Source organism: Gallicola sp. Sow4_E12 (assembly GCF_052116305.1).
In the GTDB taxonomy this organism is placed as follows: domain Bacteria; phylum Bacillota; class Clostridia; order Tissierellales; family Peptoniphilaceae; genus JBQKLI01.
On record NZ_JBQKLI010000008.1, the window covers coordinates 84,522 to 108,844 of the forward strand.

Annotated in this window: 21 protein-coding genes; 17 read left to right on the forward strand and 4 right to left on the reverse strand. The window is 37.7% G+C overall.

What is annotated here, in order from left to right:
* Positions 1-11: 11 nt before the first annotated feature.
* From ACTQ46_RS05835 to ACTQ46_RS05850, 4 genes are all read left to right on the forward strand, one after another.
* Entirely contained in the window at positions 12-1,769 is a 1,758-nt protein-coding gene (locus ACTQ46_RS05835) for a putative glycoside hydrolase (protein ID WP_441748001.1), read from the forward strand.
* A 12-nt stretch (positions 1,770-1,781) separates the two neighbouring features.
* Complete coding sequence (locus tag ACTQ46_RS05840) at positions 1,782-2,963, forward strand: MalY/PatB family protein (protein WP_441748003.1); 1,182 nt, start codon at positions 1,782-1,784, stop codon at positions 2,961-2,963.
* Between the two features lie 108 nt (positions 2,964-3,071).
* Positions 3,072-3,755, forward strand: coding sequence for a hypothetical protein (locus tag ACTQ46_RS05845; RefSeq protein ID WP_441748005.1), 684 nt, complete (start codon positions 3,072-3,074; stop codon positions 3,753-3,755).
* A gap of 83 nt (positions 3,756-3,838) precedes the next feature.
* The gene (locus ACTQ46_RS05850) at positions 3,839-4,723 is read left to right on the forward strand and encodes a DMT family transporter (protein ID WP_441748006.1); all 885 of its coding nucleotides are present in this window, start codon (positions 3,839-3,841) and stop codon (positions 4,721-4,723) included.
* Between the two features lie 260 nt (positions 4,724-4,983).
* Here the strand turns inward: ACTQ46_RS05850 and ACTQ46_RS05855 are convergent, their stop codons facing one another.
* The gene (locus ACTQ46_RS05855) at positions 4,984-6,132 is read right to left on the reverse strand and encodes a ribose-phosphate pyrophosphokinase (protein ID WP_441748008.1); all 1,149 of its coding nucleotides are present in this window, start codon (positions 6,130-6,132) and stop codon (positions 4,984-4,986) included.
* Between the two features lie 47 nt (positions 6,133-6,179).
* On the opposite strand from ACTQ46_RS05855, the gene tadA reads away from it, so the two are divergent.
* The 5 genes from tadA (at position 6,180) to fni (ending at position 14,308) form a co-directional block, all read left to right on the forward strand.
* Positions 6,180-6,725: a tRNA adenosine(34) deaminase TadA gene (gene tadA / locus ACTQ46_RS05860; protein ID WP_441748010.1), complete on the forward strand. Its 546-nt coding sequence runs from the start codon at positions 6,180-6,182 to the stop codon at positions 6,723-6,725.
* An 84-nt stretch (positions 6,726-6,809) separates the two neighbouring features.
* Positions 6,810-7,733 carry a TIGR01212 family radical SAM protein gene (locus tag ACTQ46_RS05865; protein WP_441748012.1) on the forward strand — a complete coding sequence of 308 codons (924 nt, stop codon included), beginning with the start codon at positions 6,810-6,812 and terminating at the stop codon, positions 7,731-7,733.
* Positions 7,730-11,956, forward strand: coding sequence for an acyl-CoA dehydratase activase-related protein (locus ACTQ46_RS05870; protein ID WP_441748014.1), 4,227 nt, complete (start codon positions 7,730-7,732; stop codon positions 11,954-11,956). Before ACTQ46_RS05865 ends, ACTQ46_RS05870 begins: the two co-directional genes overlap by 4 nt.
* 311 nt (positions 11,957-12,267) lie before the next feature.
* Complete coding sequence (locus ACTQ46_RS05875) at positions 12,268-13,269, forward strand: LCP family protein (protein ID WP_441748016.1); 1,002 nt, start codon at positions 12,268-12,270, stop codon at positions 13,267-13,269.
* A 22-nt stretch (positions 13,270-13,291) separates the two neighbouring features.
* Entirely contained in the window at positions 13,292-14,308 is a 1,017-nt protein-coding gene (gene fni, locus ACTQ46_RS05880) for a type 2 isopentenyl-diphosphate Delta-isomerase (protein WP_441748018.1), read from the forward strand.
* Positions 14,309-14,325: 17 nt separating this feature from the next.
* Here the strand turns inward: fni and ACTQ46_RS05885 are convergent, their stop codons facing one another.
* The gene (locus ACTQ46_RS05885; RefSeq protein ID WP_441748020.1) at positions 14,326-15,432 is read right to left on the reverse strand and encodes an MGDG synthase family glycosyltransferase; all 1,107 of its coding nucleotides are present in this window, start codon (positions 15,430-15,432) and stop codon (positions 14,326-14,328) included.
* Between the two features lie 75 nt (positions 15,433-15,507).
* On the opposite strand from ACTQ46_RS05885, the gene ACTQ46_RS05890 reads away from it, so the two are divergent.
* The gene (locus tag ACTQ46_RS05890; protein WP_441748022.1) at positions 15,508-15,801 is read left to right on the forward strand and encodes a cupin domain-containing protein; all 294 of its coding nucleotides are present in this window, start codon (positions 15,508-15,510) and stop codon (positions 15,799-15,801) included.
* A 5-nt stretch (positions 15,802-15,806) separates the two neighbouring features.
* On the opposite strand, the gene ACTQ46_RS05895 is transcribed toward ACTQ46_RS05890, so the two are convergent.
* Together ACTQ46_RS05895 and ACTQ46_RS05900 are read right to left on the reverse strand one after the other, a co-directional pair.
* Positions 15,807-16,349, reverse strand: a complete 543-nt coding sequence (locus ACTQ46_RS05895) for a type II toxin-antitoxin system RelE/ParE family toxin (RefSeq protein WP_441748024.1) — start codon at positions 16,347-16,349, stop codon at positions 15,807-15,809.
* A gap of 39 nt (positions 16,350-16,388) precedes the next feature.
* Positions 16,389-17,048, reverse strand: coding sequence for an HAD family hydrolase (locus tag ACTQ46_RS05900; RefSeq protein ID WP_441748026.1), 660 nt, complete (start codon positions 17,046-17,048; stop codon positions 16,389-16,391).
* Positions 17,049-17,194: 146 nt separating this feature from the next.
* Here ACTQ46_RS05900 and ACTQ46_RS05905 point away from each other — a divergent pair, with 146 nt between their 5' ends.
* The 7 genes from ACTQ46_RS05905 to ACTQ46_RS05935 all read left to right on the forward strand — a co-directional run.
* Entirely contained in the window at positions 17,195-17,734 is a 540-nt protein-coding gene (locus tag ACTQ46_RS05905) for a 5' nucleotidase, NT5C type (RefSeq protein WP_441748028.1), read from the forward strand.
* Between the two features lie 281 nt (positions 17,735-18,015).
* Positions 18,016-18,666, forward strand: coding sequence for a lysoplasmalogenase family protein (locus tag ACTQ46_RS05910; protein ID WP_441748030.1), 651 nt, complete (start codon positions 18,016-18,018; stop codon positions 18,664-18,666).
* Between the two features lie 24 nt (positions 18,667-18,690).
* Positions 18,691-19,158: an acyl-CoA thioesterase gene (locus ACTQ46_RS05915; RefSeq protein ID WP_441748032.1), complete on the forward strand. Its 468-nt coding sequence runs from the start codon at positions 18,691-18,693 to the stop codon at positions 19,156-19,158.
* Between the two features lie 8 nt (positions 19,159-19,166).
* Positions 19,167-21,476, forward strand: a complete 2,310-nt coding sequence (locus tag ACTQ46_RS05920; RefSeq protein WP_441748034.1) for an ATP-dependent DNA helicase — start codon at positions 19,167-19,169, stop codon at positions 21,474-21,476.
* A gap of 5 nt (positions 21,477-21,481) precedes the next feature.
* Positions 21,482-23,104 (forward strand): 23S rRNA (uracil(1939)-C(5))-methyltransferase RlmD, encoded by a 1,623-nt coding sequence (gene rlmD, locus ACTQ46_RS05925; RefSeq protein ID WP_441748035.1) that lies wholly within the window; start codon positions 21,482-21,484, stop codon positions 23,102-23,104.
* Between the two features lie 150 nt (positions 23,105-23,254).
* Complete coding sequence (locus ACTQ46_RS05930) at positions 23,255-23,827, forward strand: hypothetical protein (protein ID WP_441748037.1); 573 nt, start codon at positions 23,255-23,257, stop codon at positions 23,825-23,827.
* Between the two features lie 137 nt (positions 23,828-23,964).
* A partial coding sequence (locus tag ACTQ46_RS05935; protein WP_441748039.1) for a transposase occupies positions 23,965-24,323 on the forward strand: 359 nt, incomplete at its 3' end.

Here is a 24,323-nt window from a genome sequence, read left to right on the forward strand (position 1 = left end):
AGGAGTAAACTATGAACCCGAATAAACAGAACAACAATAGAAAGGGACACACTCCTAAGCCTTTTCGAGAGACAATCAGAACTCTCGTAATTATACTTATTCTTGTAGGAGCAGCCTTTGGAATCAAAGGCTGTTCGAAAGAGGGAGATGTTACAGAAAACAACAGTAATCAAGAGGAAGAAAAGACACTTTCTAAAGCTGAACTGGAGGAACTGGAAGCTCAAAGAAAAGAAGAATATGGAGAATTTTACGTTCCTCTTCCAGCGGCAGATAGAAAAGAAAAAGATGTAAATGTAAAAGGTCTGTATGTTTCTGCAGACGAGGCGGCTCAGCCTTTTAACGAAGAAGAAATCGACGCCTATGCCCAAGAGATCGAGAAGATGCTCCAAGGAGAAGGAACAGCAGAGAAACCGGATAATATTAATGCTCTTGAAGCAGCACTTGCTATTGCAAATGCCACTGAGGTAAATACTTTAGTTATTGATGTAAAAACAGACTGGGGTTCTTTAGCTTGGTCAACCGAAGTGCCTCTTGCAAAGGAGCTGGGTGTTTCTCAACCTGTGTCACAGGATGATTTCAAATCCCTGCTGGATTATATGGAGAAAAAAGAGATCTACAAAATGGCAAGGGTGGTAACCTTTAAAGATCCGATTCTTCCAGATCGGAAACCAGAACATGCGATGCAGCTTAACAGCGGCGGAATCTATCGGGATAATGATGGAAATGCATGGGTAAACCCCTTTGACGAATATGTCTGGAAATATGTGGTGGCCATTTCAAAGGAAGCTGTAAACCGCGGTTTCGATGAGATTCATTTTGACTATGTCCGATTCCCGGACGGAGCGAGAACATACAATGAGATTGCGAATTTCCCGGGAAGAGACGGGCGTCCAAAAGATGCGGCTATAACAGCATTTCTACAATTTGCAAGGGAAGAATTAAAAGACTATCCAGCAAAAACATCTGCTGCGATTTTTGGAACAACGACGAAAAACTGGGAAGATATTCCGGATGATATAGGACAAGGATTCTTAAAAGTTTCTAATAATACAGACAGAGTTGCACCCATGGTTTATCCAAGCCATTACACCGAAGGTTGGTTCGGGTTTGATGTACCGGATGCCAATCCTTACGGAGTTTTAGAAGACTCAATGCGTTCAAGTATTGAAAAAAATGCAGCCTTGCCAAATCCTGCACAGATCACTCCATGGATACAAGCTTTTACAGCAAGCTGGGTGCCGGGCTTTATAGAATATACACCTTCTGTCATTGCTCAGCAGATTCAAGGAAGCCAATCCGTCGGGGTAGACAGTTATTTATTATGGAACTCTTCTAGCAGATACGATCCGCAGATTTTTAATTACAAGCCGGAAGCCCCTAAAAAAGAACAAGGAAAAGATCTTATGGGTCGTACGCCCGAGGAAGCTTTAGATCGATACCTCAAAGGGCTAGAAAGCGACAACTATCAGAGAATGTATCTGATGACTCCTGTGGCATCCCATCAGCCTCTCTACGAAGATTATGCTAAAAAAATGGAAGAGCGGAATGTCGATTTAAAAGGCTATACTCTTAATTCATTTGATATGGAGGGAGAAAGCGGTGTGGCAAAAGTGGCTTTTTCCTATTCAATAAATGGAAAAGAAGTGGAAAACGAGAGCCATGATCTAAAAGTATTCCTTGAAAACGGAATCTATAAAATACAGCCTCCTGCATTTGGTGATAGTCCTGCAGAAGCTCCCGCTGAGACACAAGAAAACAGCAACGAATAAGGAAAGAATTATATGAAATATGATTTTCAAACTGTAACGAACAGAAGAAATACCGGATCGATGAAATGGGATCAAATGCTTTTAGATAATCCAGAGCTGGAAGAGGATATTATTCCTCTTTCGGTAGCGGATATGGAGTTTAAAAACCCTCCAGAAATAAAAGAAGGATTGAAAAACTATATCGACGAAATGATCTTAGGTTATACAGGTCCGACAGAGTCCTACTACGATGCGGTTATCCATTGGATGGAAAAACGCCATCAGTATAAAGTAGAAAAAGAATGGATTGTTCAGACGCCTGGTGTTGTAAATGCTTTCTTCAATGCAGTAAGAAATTTCTCGGAAGAAGGCGACGGCATTATTGTTATGGGCCCTGTGTATTATCCCTTTTATCTTTCTGCAGAAAAAAACAACAGGAAAATTGTCAATTGCCCTTTGCTAGAGGATAAGGGCTATTACACTATGGACTTCGAAAAAATAGAACAAGCGGCACAAAGGAAAGAAAATAAAATTCTTTTATTCTGCAGTCCTCATAATCCTGTAGGAAGGGTATGGACAAGGGAAGAACTGGAACAGCTTTCGAAGATTATTCTGAGAAATGATCTTTTAGTTGTGTCCGACGAGATCCACAGCGATCTGATCATGCCGGGATATAAACATTTAGTTCTTCAAAATATCGATCCCCGTTTGCAAGACCGGATTATTACCTGCACAGCTCCTTCCAAGACCTTCAACCTTGCTGGTCTTGGGATATCCAACATTATTATCCCAAATGAAGAGATTCGCAATCGTTTTAAAGAAGGTCTTGTAGAAACAGCCACATTTAACACGATGATGGGATTCAAAGCTTGTGAGACAGCCTACAATGAATGTGAAGAATGGCTGGAAGAATGTATAGAAGTTATCGATGGAAATCAAAGGTATGTTAAAAAATTCTTCGAAGAAAATTTTCCGAAAATAAAAGCTCCTTTAGTAGAAGGAACTTATCTTCAATGGGTGGATTTCAGAGCTTTGGATCTAGGAAATGAAGAACTGGAAGAACTGATGACAAAAGAGGCAAAACTTTATCTAGACGAAGGCTATATCTTCGGCGCGGAAGGAAGCGGATTTGAACGATTCAATCTAGCCTGCCCAAAATCAGTCATAGAGCAAGCCTTGGAAAGACTGAAAAAAGTTATAGAGAAAAAACTGTAAAAGACAGATGCATATTGCATCTGTCTTTTATTTTTTGAACTAAACTCTTATGTTATACTAAAGTGGAATATACAATTCTTTTAGAAAATAGAATAGGAGAAAAAGGCTATGATAGTTAATCGAAAAAAGCTGGCGTTTTTTCTGCTTTTAATACTGAGCCTCGGTCTATCCGGCTGTGGATTTTTTTCGAATAAAGAAATTATTACGGAAGAATCAAAATCCCCGGCTATATTTAGAAGAAAAGTAAAACTGAATAGGGACAGTGTTTTTTTGAATAAAGATGGATACGAATTTTCAAATCAAAAAGATATCCGTATTCCTGAAGACATCTATCAAGGACACTATGAAATTACTACATCCAGTCGAGGGAAAATAATCCTATTTCAAGATAGCAAAAAAATATATGAACAGGAACTTTATTCGGAAGAAAGCGGGATTTTTCCGTTGAATACAATTTTGGATATTCAGTCTGGAGAAACGATGGAGGTTGAAGGCAATCTCGTTTTTAGACCCGTTAAAGCAAAAAAGTCAGGGGACACTTTACATAACGGATGCTATATTGCAGGGAGAGATTTCTCTGAAGGAGGTTATTTGCTTGGAATTTTTCGGGGAAGGGGAGAAGTGATAATCTATAAAAGAAAAGAAGGCAAACGAGTGATAAGGGAAAAACACGAAGTAGAAGAGGGACAGACTTTAGAAATGGCTTTAGATACAAACTGCGAAATCTGTCTTAAGAATATAGAAACGGCACATCTTATTTGGCTCTCAAATGTGCAGGATGCTAAAATGTAGAACTATAGTATGAAATCTTTCTTTGCGTTATAATAATCATTTGTAGATTGTTCACATATAAGAAAAAAGAAAGAAGGGGTTTTTTGACATTAACAAGCAAACAAAAGGGTGTACTATTTATACTGATATCTGCATTCGGATTTGCGATGATGAATCTTTTTGTAAGATTATCTGGGGATCTTCCCAGTATACAAAAAAGTTTTTTTAGAAATTTAATTGCTTTTTTCGTGGCGCTGGTTTATCTGATTCGAAAAAGCAGCAAGACGGACAATAAAATATCTTTACCCAAGGGAAAAGATCAATGGGGAATCCTGCTTCTTCGATCCCTCTTTGGAACAGTTGGTATTATAGCGAATTTTTATATGCTGGATCGTGTTCCTGTAGCAGATGCCTCTGTAATGAATAAATTGGCTCCGTTTTTCGTTGTACTGCTATCCTTTATATTTCTTCATGAGAAAATGAATATAAGTCAAATATTTGCACTTGTATGCGCTTTTGCCGGAGTGATCTTTGTAGCAGATCCGTCTTTTGATAATGTAAACAGCCTTCATTATCTCGTAGGTGTTTTTGGCGGATTTTCAGCAGGGGCAGCTTATACTTGTCTTCGCCAGCTGGGGTTATGGGGGGTGGACGGCTCCTTTATTATCTGCTTTTTTGCAGGGATGAGCTGTATCCTTACACTTCCTTTTCTAATATTGAATTATCATTCTATGACAGCAATTCAGATCTTTCTGTTAGTCTGCACAGGAAGTTTTGCAGCGGTAGGCCAGTACGGAGTGACGTTTGCTTATAAACATGCTCCCGGAAAAGAAATTTCGATTTATGATTATTCGACAGTAGTATTTACGGCTGTTCTGGGATTTTTATTTTTATCGGAAGTGCCGGATTTTGGAACGGTGATCGGATCGGCCTTGATATTTGCAGCGAGCCTTGCGATCTTTCTGTATAATAGAAAAAGACAGGCGTGATTGCTTCGCAACTCAGGCGCTAGGCGGCACACCTTCGGTGGCCAGGCAGGATGCCTTCGGCACCTAGGAAGAGATAGGCGTGATTGTTTTGCAACACGCGGCTTAGGCAGCTTGCTGTAGCTGCAGGAAGATTGTATTTGAATAAAAAAAGGACGGATACTCAAAAGTATCCGCCCTTTTTTTATTATTTTTTCTAGGTCACGAAGCGATCCTGCCTAGGTTGTGAAGCAAGCTCGCCTGACCTCCGTTAGCAGGGCTGACTAAGCTTCTTCCACAGAAGGAGCTTTCTCTTCATCGGAGACGATCCCTTTGATTCCTCTTGTTTTATCAAGAAGACGGCTTACGGAATTGTCCAAGTTGATTCTTCTTAAGAATTTCGCAACTAGATTCGATAAGTTTACTTGATGGAACCATGGCTGGTTGATAATTTCTTCTGGGACATAAGTTAAATTTGTAGAATAGACTTTGTCGATAAGGCCTGCTTCATAATATTCGTTGAATTTTTCAGGACCTTCTGTAAAGAGCGCAAAACTTACTGCACAAAAGATGCGGTTCGCCTTTTTCTTTTTCAATTCCTTGGCGATATCCAGTACAGATCCGCCGGAAGCGATCATGTCGTCTACGATAAGGATATCCATGCCTTCAACATCTCTACCGATATACTTATGTTCGACAATAGGGTTTTTCCCGCCGATTACTTTCGTATAATCTCTTCTTTTGTAATAAAGTCCTATATCTTGTCTTAGTACATTGGAATAATAGATGGCTCTATCCATCGCTCCTGTATCCGGGCTGATAATGATCATTTCGTTATTCGCAAGTTCTTGTTTTGAAATATTTTCAGTGCTAATAAGAGCGTTTACAATTTCTGCAGTTGGATAAATATTTTCAAAAGATAAAAGCGGAATTGCATTTTGAACATTTGGATCATGTACGTCAAAGGTATAAATACCGTTGATTCCCATATTCTGAAGTTCATGAAGCGCCATCGCACAGTCTAAGGATTCTCTCGTTTTTCTGCGATGCTGGCGGCTTCCATATAGAAGGGGCATAACTACATTGATTCGATGAGATTTTCCGTTGATTGCAGAGATAACTCTCTTAATATCTTGGAAATGCTCGTCAGGACCCATTCTGTTTTCACTCCCGAACATTTTGTAAGTACAACCATAATTACCGATATCGCAAAGAATAAAGATGTCTTTGCCTCGAACAGATTCGTTAATTTGAACCTTCGCTTCACCATTAGAGAAACGGCTTTCTGTTATATCGATGAGATAACTGAAATCTTCATCTTTGTTATTTTTCTTTTTCAACCATTCATCTACTTCGCGGCCGATTGTGCTCATGCTTTTTAAAGCGATCAGACCCATTTCACCATAAGATAGTCCATGTTTTTTTGACGCCATATGATCCCTCCTGTTATTTCTCTGACTGATTTTTAGGATATCACAGAATGATAATGAAGACAATAAAGGAAAGATGGAATAAAAAATATGTTCTAAATTGTGGTACTATTTGTAAAGGAGAGGAGCCGATTAAAATGGATGAATATTTTATGAGAAAGGCATTGGAAGAAGCAGAGCTTGCTTATAGAGAAGAAGAAATTCCTATAGGTGCTATTGTTGTGTATAAGGGCGAAATAATTGGAAGAGGCCATAACAAAGTAGAGCAAGACCAAAATCCCCTGCAGCATGCAGAGCTTATAGCGATTAAGGAAGCTTCGGAAGCGATAGGGTCCTGGAGGCTGATCGACTGCGATCTTTATGTTACCCTTGAGCCCTGCATTATGTGTTCCGGCGCTTTAGTCTATTCTAGAATACGAAGAGTAGTTTTCGGAGCCTACGATCCAAAAAGAGGATGCTGCGGCAGTATAATGGAGATACCGCAGGTGAAAGAATTCAATCATCATGTGGAAATAAAAGGGGGGGTTCTGAAGGAAGAATGTCTGGAAAAAATTCAGAGATTTTTTCGGGAGCTGAGGGCGAAAAAACGACCCTAATTGTGTTATGATTGTAATATTGCAAATAAGATAAAAATTAGTGGAAATAACCTAGTAAAATTATGTATAATAAAGAGGACGACATTGAATCAAAGATATTACAGCTTGTCAGAGTATTTTAAAGAAAAATATGGATTTAAAATATATAAATTAGGAATCGATGGAGGGTTCAGCTGTCCGAATCGTCAAGAGGGTAAAAGAGGCTGCCTTTTTTGTTCTGAAAAAGGAGCGGGAGAATTTACCCCAGATCGGAGAAAAACAATTCCAGAGCAGATTAAAGAACAAAAATCGAATTTAAAACATAAGGATGCAATAAAGTTTCTTGCTTACTTTCAGAACTTTACAAATACCTATGCAGATCCACGCCATTTGAAAAAGCTTTATGACGAAGCTTTAGAACAAAAAGACATTATCGGGCTTTCTATAGCGACAAGACCGGATTGTCTAGGAGAAGATGTGCTGGATTTGATTGAACAATACAATAAAAAAGAATGTTTTGTGGAGCTGGGGCTGCAGACAACTAATGAGAAAACAGCGAGTTTGATTCGTCGAGGATATGATAACTGCTTTTTTTATTGCAGTATTGAAAATCTGAACCAAAGAAAAATTAAAAGTGTGGTTCATGTAATAGCGGGTCTTCCAGGGGAACAAAAGGAAGATTTTCTAAAAACAATAGAGGATATCAAAGATCTTGGGATCTGGGGGATTAAATTCCACAGTCTGTATATTCAGAAGGATTCTGATCTTTATTTACATTACAAAAAAGCTTCTTTTCCGCTTTTGGAAAAAGAAGAGTATATAGATTGGGTCTGCGATGCGTTGGAGCGGATACCTGCGAGTATGGTGGTACACCGTTTAACAGGGGATGCAGACAAGAGTTTATTGTATAAGCCGACATGGTCAGCGGATAAATTATCGGTGATCGGAGGGATACAAAAAGAACTCAAGCTGAGAAAGAGTTTTCAAGGGAAGTACTATGCCCAAGAGGGCGAAAGGAGCAAAGAATGAAATACAACATAGGTCTAGATGTTGGATCGACGACGGTTAAACTCGTCGTCTTAGATGAACAGGATGAAATCAAATACAGCATTTATAAGCGTCATCTCTCCGATGTGGAGGAAACAGTAAGAGAAGTAGTAGTAGATGCTTATAAAGAAGTAGGAGATGGAGATGTTACCATGATGGTAACAGGATCCGGAGGGATGTTTGTTGAGAAATATCTCAAGATTCCTTTTATACAAGAGGTGGTTTCGGGAACGACAGCTATCCGAAAATATATTCCCGACACCGATGTGGCTATCGAACTTGGGGGAGAAGATAGTAAAATTACCTACTTAAGCGGAAATATCGAGCAGAGAATGAACTCGATCTGTGCGGGAGGTACAGGTGCTTTTATCGACCAGATGGCTTCTCTTTTAGAGACAGACGCTTCAGGGCTGAATGAAATGGCGAAAGGTTCTGAAAAAGTATTTCCGATTGCATCGAGATGCGGCGTCTTTGCGAAGACAGATGTGCAGGCTTTAGTGAATCAGGGTACAAGCAAAGAGGATATCGCTGTCTCTGTATTCCAGTCTGTAGTGAATCAAACCATTTCGAATTTAGCCTGCGGAAGACCGATTAAAGGCAATATTGCATTCTTAGGCGGCCCTCTTCATTTCCTTTCCGAACTAGGAGAGAGATTTAAAACTACATTGGGCGAAGGAGCTAATAATTTTTATGCACCGGAAAATTCTCAGCTTTTTGTAGCGATGGGTGCAGCCCTTGCTTCGAGAGAGGAAGAGGCCAAAGCCTTTAAAGATATTATAAAGAATATCAATAAAAAAGTAGAAATCGAAGGGGATAAGAAAAACGAACTAGAGCCCCTTTTTAACAGCGAAGAAGAAATAGCAGCCTTTAAAGAATCTCATAAAACAGGAAAAGTAAAATACGGGGATCTTGAAAGCTATGAAGGAAATCTTTATTTGGGAATTGATGCAGGTTCTACAACATCAAAAGTAGTATTGATTGATGAAGACCAAAAAATTCTCTACTCCCATTATGCGAACAATAAAGGAAAACCTCTTGAGCTTGTCATAGAAGTGTTGAAAGAGATCTACAGCAAGAAACATCCGAATGCTAAAATTCTTTCTTCTGGAATAACAGGATACGGGGAAGACTTTATAAAAGCTGCTATCAATATCGATGTGGGAGAAGTAGAAACTATCGCCCATTATCGTGCAGCAAAATTCTTTGATAAAGACGTTGATTTTATTTTAGATATCGGTGGTCAGGATATGAAAGCCATGCATATCTCGAATGGAATTATCGACTCTATACAGTTAAACGAAGCTTGTTCTTCTGGATGCGGATCTTTTATTGAAACATTCTCGAAATCTCTTCATATGGGTGTAGAAGAGTTCCAAGAAGAAGCCTTAAGATCGAAACATCCTGTGGATTTGGGTTCTAGATGTACTGTGTTTATGAACTCAAAAGTTAAGCAGGCTCAAAAAGAAGGAGCAACGGTAGCCGATATTGCTGCAGGTCTTTGCTATTCGGTTATAAAAAATGCGATACAAAAGGTAATCAAAGTCCGCGATCCTCAAAAACTAGGAAAAAATATAGTAGTACAAGGGGGAACCTTCTATGGAGATGCCATCTTAAGAGCCTTTGAAAAAGTATCGGGAAGAATTCCGGTTCGTCCTTCTATCGCAGGGCTTATGGGTGCGATGGGAATGGCGCTGATTGCCCAAGAACAGTCTACGGGACAGTCGACGATTGCAGACTTGGAGTTTTTAGAAAACTTCAGCTATAAACAAAAGCAGACACACTGCGGACTTTGCAGCAATAACTGCGCCTTAAGCATCAATATCTTCAACAACGGTAAAAAGTATATTACAGGAAACCGCTGCGAAAGAGGAGCAGGTATCGTTACAAAAGACGAGAACAAACTGCCAAATCTTTACAGATATAAATATAAAAGACTTTTCGATTATTACACTCCTTTAACGAAAGAACAGGCTTCAAGAGGTGTTGTAGGACTTCCAAGAGTTTTAAATATGTATGAAAATTATCCATTATGGTTTACCTTCCTTACAAGTTTAGGCTTTAGGGTTCAACTATCCGAAGAATCGACAAGAGAGACTTATGAAAAAGGAATCTCTTCGATTCCCAGCGAGACAGCCTGCTATCCGGCTAAAATTGCCCATGGACATATAGAAGACCTTGTAAATCAAGATGTGGATTTCATATTCTATCCTTCTGTATTTTATGAAAAACAAGAGTTCGAAAAGGCTCATAATAATATAAACTGTCCTGTAGTTATCGGCTATCCAGAGCTGATTAAAAATAATATGGACAGCTTTAAAGAAGAGAAGATCAAGTTTATGAATCCTTTCCTATCCCTTCAGGATAAAGAAGGACTTATAAAGAGACTTGCAGAGGAATTTAAAGAATTCGGCATCTCAAAAAAAGAAGTCTCAAATGCTATGGAAAGAGCTTGGGATGAATTAGAAAACTTTAGAGAGGATATCCGGCAAGAAGGTCAAAGAGCTTTGGAATTTATGGAAGAAAAAGGAATTCATGGAATTGTATTGTCAGGCCGTCCTTATCATATCGACCCTGAGATAAACCATGGGATTCCTCAGCTGATTACATCGCTGGGTCTTGCGGTTCTATCCGAGGATTCAGTCCTTTCCTATAAAAAAGATGTGGACCAGGAACTTCGAGTATTGGACCAATGGGTATATCACTCCAGACTTTATAGGGCAGCAGAAGTAGTAGGAGATTCTAAGAATATGGAACTTGTGCAGTTAAACTCTTTCGGCTGCGGGCTGGATGCTGTTACAACGGATCAGGTGAAGGAAATCTTAGAGCGCAAAGGAAAAATATATACGACGATAAAAATCGATGAAGTATCGAATTTAGGGGCAGTAAAAATCCGCCTTCGTTCCTTAACACAAGCTCTTCAAGGCAGACAATTGAAACTGCCGGTTAAAGCGGAAATGCCGAAGAAAATAGAATTCACAAAGCATATGAAGGAATCCTACACTATCCTTGCGCCTCAGATGGCTCCGGATCATTTCGATATCCTTCAAGGAGCTTTAGAATCAGAAGGCTATCATTTTGAGTTCTTGAAGACAGTAGATACAAAAGTGATCGATGAAGGGCTGAAATATGTAAACAATGACTCCTGCTATCCATCGATTACCGTAGTAGGACAGTTTATGGATGCTGTAAAATCCGGGAAATACGATGTGAATCGTTTAGCCCTGCTGATGAGCCAGACAGGAGGAGCCTGCAGAGCTTCTAATTATGTAGGCTATATTCGTAAAGCGCTAATCGAAGCAGGTTATCCGCAAATTCCTGTTATCGCATTGTCGGCACAGGGTATCGAGACAAACGAAGGTTTCAATTTATCTACTTCCATGCTTAACAAGTCTTTAATGTCTATGCTGTACGGAGATCTTATTATGAGAGTTTCCAATGCAACAAGACCTTATGAAATCAATAAAGGCGAAACAAATGAGATGAAAGATAAGTGGATTGAAATTTGCCGCAAGCAGGTACGCAGTCCTCGTATGAGCCAGTTTAAAAAGAATATCTATAAAATTGTCGAGGATTTCGAGTCGATTCCAATAGAAAAGAAAGCTATTCCAAAAGTTGGGATTGTTGGAGAGATTTTAGTAAAATATCTTCCGGAAGCAAATAATAATCTCCAGGATATTTTGGAAAAAGAAGGAGCCGAAGTAGTACTTCCAGACTTAACAGATTTCATAATGTACTCTTTAAGAAATGCGGTACACAAACATCAGCTGTTATCGAAAGGGAGATTTGGAGCGGTTTTATGCGATATGGGTGTGAAATTTATAGAGTTTTACCGCCGCCATATTCGTAAAGCTCTTGCAAACTCTAGATTCGACACTCCTTTATATGTAGAAGAATTGGAGAATCTGGCTGAACCTGTAGTATCCTTAGGAAACCAATACGGGGAAGGATGGCTGTTAACTGCAGAAATGTTGGAATTAATCGAATCAGGAGCGCCGAATATCGTGTGTATCCAGCCTTTCGGATGTCTGCCAAATCATATTACCGGAAAAGGTGTTATCAAAACGATTCGTGAAATGCATGAAGAAGCGAATATTATCCCTATCGATTACGATCCGGGAGCTTCTGAAGTAAATCAGATCAATAGAATCAAGTTGATGCTTAACCAAGCTAGAGAAAATCTTGAAAAAGAACCGGAGCTGCTGTAAGGAAAAAGGCAGGACTGCTGCGAGGCCTAGGCGGCACGCCCTTAGCGGCTAGGGAGAGAAAAAAGAGTGGAGAGCGGAGTTTTGGAGGAAAATAAGAGGAATGCTTATCTTCTTCCTTATCTTCTCTCTTTCTTTTATATCTCTTTTCTTTTTTGATAGACCGGTATTTTTACGCCGCTTTTGGGCTGCTTTTTAAAAATATGATAAAATGAAAGGGTATTGAAAGAATATCGTTGACTTTCCCGGAAACTTTTCTGTTATTATTATGAGTGTGCTATAATAATACTACTAATAATAACTGGAGGAATCATATGAAAGGTCGTACAATAGTCGCCTTTGTCTTATCGTTAATTATTTTTGGTTTTATCTTTTTTTATGGTTCAACCATATTGGATATGCTGAATTTAGGAAATGATGATACGATTAAAGGAGACGATTTAGCAAAAGGCAATGAGATAGAGCAGCGGGTACCAAACGAGATATTCTTTTTAATGGTTGGAGTAGATGAAAACAGCCAGATGGAAAATAAAGATCAAAATACAAGAACAGATACAATAATGCTTGCGAAAGTAAACTTAGAGACAGGTTCTGCGGATGTTTTATCCATCCCGAGGGATACAAAGGTAAAAATTAATGGGGAATACCATAAAATAAATGCAGCTCATGCATACGGCGGAATGACGTTAACACTTCAGACGATACGTAATTTTCTAGGAGTAGATTTAGATTATTATGTGGCGGTGAATTTTAAAGCTGTAGAAAAAGTTGTAGATGCTATCGGAGGAATCGAAGTGGATAACCAGCGCCGTATTGTGATACCGAGGGAAAAAGTTGATATTCCTGCAGGCAAGATCAAACTAAACGGCAAGGATGCACTGGCCTTTGTACGAAATAGAGAATTCGACAATGGAGATTTAGGAAGAGTGGATAATCAGCAAAAATTTATGATGAACCTTCTTGATCAAGTGATTTCTCCTGGCAATATTACAAAGGTGCCTCAGCTAATCGATATTTATAAAAAAGAAGTGAAAACAAATATACCATCGAATATTATTGCCGGAGCTGCAACAAAAATCGGCAATATCAATAAAGACAAAGTGAATTTCCATACTGTTCCAGGACAGCCTGTAAATGAAGGAATCTCTTATTATGTAGCCCAAAGAGAAGAAACTTTACAACTTGTGGAAGAGATCTTTGGGGATTATGTTCTAACAGATGCGGAAATTCAAAAGCAGAATGAAGGCAATATTGACGAAGAACATTTCAATGACCCGGAATTAAATAAAGAAATGCAGTGGCAAAACCAGTATTAAATAATGGAAAGGCGGGGGCTTAATGAGAGAGATTCGAAAAGAAGAGCATATAGAAAATTATTTAAAGTCTGCTTATAAAGGCGATAATCTTCTAAGTGATATATATATCGAATACAATGCTCTGCCTGAACTAGATTTCGAACAGATTAATACAGAATCAGAGCTTTTTGGGAAAATTACAAAATTTCCGCTGATGATCAATGCGATGACCGGAGGAACGGAAGTCTGTGAAGAGATAAATGCAGACTTGGCACGGATTGCAAAAGAATTTTCGATTCCAATTGCATTAGGTTCCCAAAAAATAGCCTTAGAAAATGATGAAAGCATTAAAACCTTCTCTATTGTTCGAGAGATAGTAGGGGAAAAGAACGTGGTAATCGGAAATCTTTCTTCCAACAGCAGTTTAAAAGAAGTAAAAAGAGCAAAAAACATGATCGATGCAGATGCGATGCAGCTTCATGTGAATCCTGTTCAAGAGCTGGTAATGAAAGAAGGCGATCGAAAATTTTCAGGGATCCTAGAAAATATCAGCAATATTATAGAAGAATTAGACCAGCCCGTTATTGTAAAAGAGGTAGGGTTTGGATTATCTGCCCAGGCAGTCTCCAGATTATACGATAAGGGTGCAAGATATATCGATATTGCGGGACACGGAGGAACAAATTTCGTTGAAATTGAGAACAATCGAAGATTTGATTGTGATTTTGAAGATTTTTACCCATGGGGTATTCCTACTGCGAAGATCCTTTTAGATATAAAAAAAGACCGAAAAGAGGATCTTTTTTTAATATCCAGCGGCGGACTAAAATCTGGACAGTGTATCGTAAAATCCTTTATATTAGGCGCTGATTATGTAGGAATCAGCGGAGAAATTCTTTCCTACCTTTTATACGGGGGATATGAACAGGCTAGAGATTATGTAGAAAGTCTTATAGCAAAAACCAAGATAGCAATGCTTTTACTAGGTGCAAAAGATCTAGAAGATTTAAAAAAGATCCCTTATAAAGTAACTGGACGATTAAAAGAATTAACAGAATAAAAAAGGATCCTTTACTTTTAAGTAAAGGATCCTTTTTTTATGAGTTCATTGGCAATGTGTATAATTTTTTTTCGATGATAATTTGAGGTGATTTTCTCCATATTATCTTTAACGATATCTAAAACTTCAGGGGAATCCATAATCTCTTCCATGATCTTTTTTGTTTCCTTTGGCGTTCTTGCGTAAAAGGCCAGATGATTGGACAGAAGAAACTCCACATTCTCTTTTTCCTGCCCTGGTACATAGTGTGGAAGCAGAAGAGGCAGGTTCTTGTTTAGCGCTTCTGTAACAGAGAGTCCGCCTGGTTTTGTCAGGACACAGTGGGAATCATCCATAAGGGAAGCTACATCATCGGTATAGCTGAAAAGTTCAAGCCTGCCTTCTTGAATATCCTTAGCAAAACGCCGCTTCATTTTCTCTTTTATTTTATCATTTCTCCCGCACAAGGCGCGGATATGTATCGGCCGATCTATACTCAACAACGCATCTACGATATGTATAATATAGTTGAAACCGACGGAGCCGGCCATAACGAGGATCTTGAAAGTTTCAAAAGAAGGAGGATCTTTTCGGATCGTAAAGATTTTAGAGATAGGGATTCCGCAGGAATGAACCCGATCGGGATGTATCCCTTTTTCAACCATCTTAATTTTCGTAAAGTCGCTCCCTACAATATAAGCATCCACATAATCGTGAAGGTAAAGATCGTGAGCTACAAAATCAGTTACTACGCTGATAAAAGGCAGGCGGATAATTCCTTCTTTTTTCATAGAAGCAATAAAAGAAACGACAAAGGGATGTGTTCCCAGTATAATATCCGGTCTTTCGCGATGGAGTATTTCTATAATTGTTTTACGGGAAACTTTTGCTAGTGTTGAAAATAAACCCTTTGAAATTTTTTTCTTATTAGAGAGCTGATATAATGCACCCCATGAAGAAGGAACCTTATTTGCCAAGGTTTCGTATCCTTTGTTGATGGTACGATCTAGTTTGGGACTAATTTTATTCATCGTGTCCACAATAACAACTTCATAATCAGAATCTGTAAAGATTTCTTTAAGATTTCTCGCTGCTGTATTGTGGCCTCCTCCTGTAGAAAGAGAGAAGATAAGTGCTTTTTTCATAGAAACCTCCCATTATTAGTCTATTATACTATAAAATAATAAGAAAAAGGCAATTGGCCAACGGAAAGGAATGTTATGAATTTATTTGAGACGTTAAATTTCAGCAAAGATTTTGAAATAACAGATACGATATTGGAAAATGAAAAAATTAAGATTGAAAGGATATTGTCTTCAGGGCAGAGTTCGGATGTTTACGATCAGAACGAAGATGAATGGGTTCTTGTTTTAGAAGGAGAAAGTGTATTGGAAACAGAAGGGAAAGAAATTCCCCTTAAAAAAGGAGATCATTATTATATAAAGGCCCATGAAAAGCATAGAGTGCTCTATACTTCGGAAAACTGTCTTTGGCTTTGTATATTCGTAAAATAGGCAAGTTAATCAGAGTTTTTCTCTATCAAAGAAAGAGCCCAAAGAAGCGGCGGGTCGATATGGCCTTTATCGAAATATCTCGGGAAATCCAGAAGCTCTTTATTATATTCTGGAACAAGTTCTATCATAAAGCTTGTATATTTTTTTATCAGCCGCTGTTCTTTTTCGGTGAGATAAGAAGAAAGAACATCTTCTAAGGGCAGCCAAATATCCGGTTTGTAAGGATTCAATTCATCCAATAGCAAAACGGCCTTTTTGAATTCCCTAGAAGGTGTGTTCCGTGTTCTTTTACGAAAGGAATGAAGCAGATAGATCTCTCCTTTAAGCATTGTAAAAAAGTATCTTTGGTTACCGGGACGAAGCTCCCAAAGGGAGTGTCGTATTTCCTTGATAAAAGGATGACCTATATTTAAACCTTTCTTTTCTAAAAGAAGTGCATAGTAGAAAAACAAAAACAGATCACCCCGATCAAGAAGGGATTCTTCTTTCGCTGTTTTAGATATTTTATCTAGGATGTTTGAAGCGTTTTTTGGAATAAAAAGAGTCATAGAATCACCTGAAATCTTTCATAAAAATCGAGAGTTGTTTTATTCAAACCATCTTAAATCAACATCGTTTAAATTCGTCACGAATTGTTTCGAAATTTTTAGCATTTCTTCTTTGTGCTGCTCTCCGGATTTGTCTTCAACGCCGATCACCTTCATTCCGAGAGTATGGACAAGAGATGCAGCGTAGAGGGAATCTTCTATAACAACCACTTCGTTTGTATCTTTTTTTCCTCTCTCTGCAGCTATTTTCCAGTATCCCGGCCGAGCCTTCGGAAAACCTGCGTTTTCTGTCGTTTGGATAAAGGTAAAGAATTCTTTCAGACCCTGCTTTTCAAGAGCGGGAATGGCTAGAAGATCCTTCGTAGCGGTAGCGATCGCCATAGGGATGGACTTTTCTTTCATGCGGTGAAGAAGCTCTACGGCTCCCGGTTTTAATTTTGCATGATGCATATAATAATCCATCATCATCTTATCCAGATCATCGATAGACTCTTGATAGCTTCTTTTCAGTCCATAGTTCTTGATTAAGAAGTGGATGGTTTCTTCTAAGTTTAAAGTGTTTATATTTGAAATGAGTTCATCGGTAATTATTATTTTGTTGCGGTCCATAAATTCGCCGATAATAGAAATCCAGCGGTCCATGGAGTCGATCAATGTTCCGTCCATATCAAATAAGGCTAAATTATATTTGTTTTCCATAAGCCCTCCTTACTGTTCTATATATTAGTATATACAAATAAAACTAGAATGCTAGTTTTATAATTTACCCATTTTTAACAGAAGATTAAACTTTATTCTTTTTTTCTTTTATATAATGAAAATAATCAAGGAAAGAGGTGTAGTCCGTGGAAGAAATACATAGTATCGCTATCGATATGGATCAAGTGATCGTTGACAGCTTAAAAAAAGCGATTGCTCTTTATAATCGTTTATTTAATAAAGATATCACGAAGGATGACTTAGTAGGCAAAACAATACATGAATTTATGGATAAAAATGAATGGATCGAATTATACAATAAAGTAAATCAAAAAGGGTTTTTTAGAGATTTAGAATTTATCGATCCTATGGTTTTCGAAGTTTTAGAGGAAATGAATAAAAAATACGATATCTATATCTGTACAGCAGCCATGGAAGTGCCGAACTCTTTCGAAGATAAATATTTGTGGTTAAGGGAAAATCTGCCCTTTCTCGATCAAAATAAATTTATATTCTGCGGCTTTAAATACGTAGTTGGAACCGATGTATTGATTGACGATAGCCCGTATCAGCTTAGAAGAGTACGAGGCCAAAGTATCGTCTATACGTCTCCCTTCAATGCAAAGATGGATCTGCCTTATAAAAGAGTTCATAATTGGAAAGAGATCGGGGAGATCTTTTTATAATCTTTTAAAATCTGACTTTGGTTCGACTCCCATTATCTCTACCATTTTTGTGAAACAAATTTTTTTATAAAAATCCAAATGGAAAGGATCAGCGGTGCTGGTATTTTTTTATTAGAAATAATTACGATATAATAAGGATATAAAAGGATATGAATTTCGTCTATTAAAACTACAACGGATAGGCTTTCTATTTCCCTACTCTCCATAGACGATCAGCTGTTATTTGTATTTGTAAGATACTCTTCTTAATGATATTATCGAAAGAAAGACTAGGAGCAGCTATGGAATTTTTGGTATGGGTTATTTTCTTTCTTGTATTAGGAATCTATCTTTATTTCGAGTGGAATGAAAAAAGAATAGAAACTCAGAGAATAAAGCTTTTTTTAATGCCTTCATTATTCTTAAGCGCTTTTTTATTTGCGCAGATTAGACAGTTATACGTTCCCTCTGCGTTAAAAATGGCATTGTTACTCGGGTTTTTAGGGGATTTATTATTGTTTGATAAAAATAAAAGAGCTCTATTTATGGGAGGCGTTTTTTCTTTTCTGGCAGGACATCTTTTATATGCTTGGATTATTTTTGAAATGATAGGAGAAGTAAATCTTCTTTTGTTGTTTTTTGCAAGCCTCATTTATGGAGTAATATTGTTTTTCTTTTTAAAGAAATATGACGATCATAGCGGATTTTTCTATCTATATTGTCTATACGGTATAGCAGTTTTATCTATAACAGTTAGCAGTCTGAGTCTTCTACTCGAGACTCCAGGTTTAGAATCCTTTATGATTTTTGCAGGGGCTCATTTATTTATGATATCGGATATGGGGATATTGAAAGATTTTAAGAAACCGAGACGTTGGTCTCCGGTAATTTTATTATATAGTTTAGGTCAATTTTTATTGGCTCTGGGTATAGTACTAGGCAGCAGTATCTGACAATAATTCTCATCAGGAGGAAATATGTTTACAAAAAAAGAAACAGAAAGAAAGATGAATTTTTGTGTTATTAAATCGATGCTCAATGATTTTGGTCTTCTTCACGGAGGAGAGCTTTTTAAAATGATGGACACAGTAGCAGGATACTGCAGCAAGGATTTTAGCGGATTTCCTTCCTTAACAAAATCGGTAAACAATTTTACCTTTACGCAGCCGGCTTTCGAAGGAGATAAAATCCGAATCACAGGAATTATCGATTATACAGGGCGGACGTCCATGGAGGTTTATTTGAAAGCGGAAGTTCCAGAAAGGGACAATGCGATGATCGCCTCAGGTTATTTTACAATGGTTGCTATCGACAGAGATATGAAAGCAACAGAGGTGCCGAAACTTATTTTAGAATCGGAAGAAGACAGAATGTACAATAGACAAGCGATCCAAAGACGAAATATCAACAAGTCCATCGATATGTCTAAGGAACGAATAAAATAGGAGATGTTATGGATAAGATCAGAATTTCGGTAAGAGGGCTGATCGAGTTTGTGATGAGAAGCGGAGATATCGACAACCGCTTCCGCACGATGAATAGTCTTAAAGAAGGGCAGCGGATCCACAAGAAGCTTCAAAAAGAATATGGTCTTCATTTTATAAGCGAGGTTCGTCTGATTCGAGAAGAAGTGGTAGAAGGTGTTCTTTTTCAGGTGGAAGGACGTGCAGACGGAGTCTATCATAAAGGGTCCGATGTGCTCATAGACGAGATAAAAAGCACAACGAGAAATCTTGAAGAACTCACAGAAAAAAGCAATCCTCTCCACTGGGCACAGGCCATGTGTTACGGATATTTTTATGGGAGAGATCACAGCTTAGAAAAGATTAAGATCCGTTTAACCTATTATCAAATAGACACAGAAGAAGTCAAAAGACTGGAAAGAGAATTTGATATTAAAACACTAGAAGAGTTCTACGGCGGGCTTTTAAGATCTTATCTAAACTTTTCGAAAAAGATCATTGCTTTTCGAAAAATTCGAAATGAAGGAATCGATAAGCTCCAGTTTCCTTTCATACAATATCGGAAAGGCCAAAGAAAGCTTGCAGTAGGCTGTTTTCAAGCGATTAAGGAAGGAAAAGATCTATTAGTAGAAGCTCCTACCGGGATCGGAAAAACGATGTCTACTTTATTTCCTGCCGTTAAGACCATGGGAGAAGACTATATTGATAAGATCTTTTATCTGACGGCACGGTCAACGACAAAGGAAGCGGCGAACAAAGCCCTCTATCATTTGACAGACAGGGGCCTTCGTATCAAAAGTATTACTCTAACAGCGAAAGAAAAAATCTGCCTGAATAATGAAGTAAAGTGCAATCCAGAGGACTGCCCCTTTGCGAAAGGCCATTTTGATCGGGTAAATGATGCGATTTTAGAAATTTATGAAGAGGAAGATCTGCTTCATGTAGAGACAATCCTAGACTATGCGAAAAAGCATAAAGTCTGTCCCATGGAGTTTCAGCTGGACTTATCCATCTATTCTGATGTGGTTATTTGCGACTATAATTACGTTTTCGATCCTCAGATTTATCTGCGAAGATTTTTCGAGAATAATCTCGACCGTTATGTATTTTTAGTAGACGAAGCCCATAATCTCGTAGATCGTGGTCGGAATATGTATTCTGCAGCGATAGAAAAAGAGAAAATTGAAGAGATTCTTCATACCGACGGAGAAGATAAAACACTTTTGAAAATTTTAAAAAGCCTTCATTTTTTAGAGGAACATATCGAAGAAGAAATTTCAAAAGGACCGAAAGGGGTCTATATTTCTGCTTCCTATAAAGAAGAGTTAATGAAAACTGTTCAGATTTGTCTTAAAAACATGGAAAAGTTTTTAGCGAAAGAACGAGATCATGAACTTTATGAAAGAATCATGGATCTGTATTTTGACTTGAATCATTTTGTAAAGATCAGCGATTTTTATGATACAGATTTCAAGACCGTTGCCCATATAGAAGAGGATAAAGGATTCTATGAAATTAAATGCCTCGATACTTCAAGAATCTTTAAGTCTATTCTTACGAGAGCAGTATCCTCAATATTTTTTTCAGCGACCCTAACACCAACAGCATTTTATGGAGAACTGTTCGGAGCAGAGGACTATTATACGTTAAGGCTTCCAAGCCCCTTTCCAGAGGAAAACTTCAAACTGGGAGTTCTTCCTCTGTCTACTAGATACGTCGATCGGGAGAAAAACTACGGGGAGATTACATTAGCTTTAGAGAAATTTACAGAAGATGAGGGAAATTTTATGCTGTTCTTCCCTTCTTATCATTTTATGAAAGAAATCTACTATCGTTTTCGAAAGGATCCGAGAAAAGTTATACAAGAATCCTCCATGTCGGAAAGACAGCGGGACGAATTTCTAAAAGAATTCACAACAGAATCGAGTATTATCGCCTTTGCTGTATTGGGGGGAGTGTTTTCCGAAGGGATTGATCTAATTGGCGAACGGTTAAATGCAGCGGCAATTGTTTCTGTAGGTCTTCCAGGAGTGGGGCTTGATACGAAACTGATACGAGATTATTTTCAAGAAAAAGAAGGGAAGGGCTTTGAATATGCCTTCCTTTATCCTGGAATGAATAAAGTGTTTCAGGCTGCAGGAAGAGTGATTCGAACGCCTGAGGATAAAGGATCGGTCCTTTTAATAGACGATCGTTTCTTAACAGCCCAGTACAGAAAGCTTTTTCCCCTTCATTGGAATACAATAAAAAGAATAAATAAAATTCATGAAATTGAGAAACTGGATATAGAAAGGACATAACTACATTGAGAAGAAAAAAAGAAGTTATCGGAATCATAGAGGGGACAGACTTCCCGAACAAATCCTATTTTACGGAGGAAGATAAAAAATACTTTTTCAAAGGCGGCATCAAAGGACAAAAAGTCCGAGTTCTTACCCAAAGAAAACGAAAAGAAGGGATACAGTCCAAGTTTCTGGAATTGTTGGAAAACTCTACCTTGGAAACAGAGACACCTTGTCCTGCCTTTGGAGTCTGCGGAGGCTGTACTTATCAGTCGTTAGAATACAAAACAGAATCGGATATAAAAAAAGAGATGATGAAAAAACTCTATGAGAACTTATACACAGAAGAACTTTATTTTCATCCCTTAGAAAAAATCAGCGCTTATCGAAATAAAATGGAGTACAGCTTCGGGGATCAGTATAAGGGGGGACCTTTGACCTTAGGGCTTCATTCAAAAGGAAGATTTTACGAGATCTGTGATACAACAGGATGCAATATTGTAGAAGAAGATTTCGAAAAGGTACGAAAAGCGGTCGAGGAATATTTTAGAGAAGGTGGTTTTTCTTATTACAGAAAGCAGACACATCAGGGACTTCTTCGCCATTTAGTAGTAAGATACGCCTTTCACAGCAAAGAAATCCTCGTAAACCTTGTAACCAGCAGCCAAGTGGAGTGGAATAAGGAAGAGTTTGTAGAAATGTTGAAAGCTCTTCCAGTAAATGGAAAGATTCATTCCATCTACCATACAACAAACGACTCCTTAGCAGATGCTGTAATACCGGAAAAACTGGATTTATTATACGGAGAAGAATTTATCAATGAAGAGCTTCTAGGTCTTAAATTCCAAATCACTCCATTTTCATTCTTCCAGCCGAACCCTTCTATGGCAGAAAAGTTATACGAAAGAGCCTTGGAGCTGGCGGGGGATTTAGAAAACAAAAAAGTCTACGACCTTTATTCCGGTACAGGAACCATCAGCCAAGTCTTTGCAAAAAAAGCAGATAAAGTTTATGGCATTGAAATCATAGAAGAAGCTGTAGAATCCGCAAAAGAAACAGCGCTAAGAAACGGTTTAGAAAATGTTGAATTTATCTGCGGCGATGTATTAGAAAAGATAGAAGATCTTGAAAACAAAGTAGATGTCTTAGTTCTAGATCCTCCAAGAGATGGAATACATCCAAAAGCCATAGATCCGATCCTAGACACAAAACCAGAAACCATTGTCTATATCTCCTGCAACCCAAAAACACAAGCCAGAGATCTGAGGTTGATTTTAGAGAAGGGATATAAGCTTGAGAAGCTGGAGTTCTTCGACCAGTTTCCAAGGACAGTTCACGTGGAGACGGTAGCACTTTTGTCCAAACTAGATGTCGACCAACATATAAAAGTAAAATTAGATATGGACGAGCTAGATATTACTGCTTCTGAAAGCAAAGCGACCTATGAAGAAATTAAGGACTATGTTTTAAAGAAGAACGATATGAAGGTTTCTAATTTGTATATTTCACAGATTAAAAGAAAATGTGGCTTAGAAGTTGGCAAAAACTATAATGTATCTAAAAAAGAAAATACAATTGTTCCAAATTGCCCACCTGAAAAGGAAGAAGCGATCAGAGAGGCTTTAGAGCATTTTAAAATGATTTAATTTGAAAATATTGAAAGCACTTTTGATCTAAGAATCAGAAGTGCTTTTTTCTATGCTAGAAAACTTTCTAGTTATAACAGGCTGATAAATCATGCTTTATTTGATATAATAATCTTTAATAAGTAAAAGGTTTGAAAGCTAGAGGAAAATATGAATAAAAAAGAAAAAAGTGGACTATATGTCTTTATTTCAGCAGTAGCTATCAATGTCATTTCATCAATTATTTATGCAATTATTGAAAAGGTTGATTTTTTTACTGCCTTAAAAAGCATATGGAAAATATTAATTACATTTTTAGTAAATCTTTTGTCAATAGAGCTTCGACTATGGCAAGTATTAGTTTTTTTACTAATATTAGTTTTTGTTATTAAGTTATATTTTGATATAAAAAGCAAATCTAAAGTAAATACTATTAGACCAGTTTTTATGGACTTTACTAATGGTGTTTATAAAGGGATTCATTATAAGTGGGAATTAGTTAAAACATACGATAATCGAATAAAAATGGAGAACTTTAGACCTATTTGCCATTGCGGAGCAGAGTTAACAACTAAAAGACAACATAATCATATATCCTATGGAAAAGAAAAATTATTTTGCGTTAATTGTGACGAAATAATAGAAGCAGATTTTGATTATGAAATAAAAGAAGATGCTAAATTGTATTTTATTAATGAGTTGAATAAAAAAATTAATCAGTATAACGAATCTATACAAGTATAGAATAAGTGGTTGCTTAGTTAAGGGTGAAAGAAAATAAGATAAAGTCCATATAATTGTGTAAAAGATAAAAGGCCATGTAACAGTCCTTTTACGGTACAATGTTTTTAACCACAAAAACATACCTAGGAGGACTTTACATGACCCAAGTACATTTTACACTGAATAGTGATGAGGTTCAAAGTATTATTGAACACTCGGTAAAAGATGATGTGTCTAAAAATATTTTGACGACAGTTTTCAATCAATTGATGGAGAACCAACGAACGGAATATATTCAAGCCGAGGACTATGAACGATCCGAAAGTCGCCAGAGTCAACGAAACGGCTACTACGAGCGTGATTTTACGACTCGAGTAGGTACACTTGAATTAAGAGTACCTAGAACACGTGATGGCGAATTTTCACCTACGGTGTTTGAGCGGTATCAGCGAAATGAAAAGTCGCTGCTCGCTTCAATGCTTGAGATGTATGTATCAGGCGTCTCAACACGTAAAGT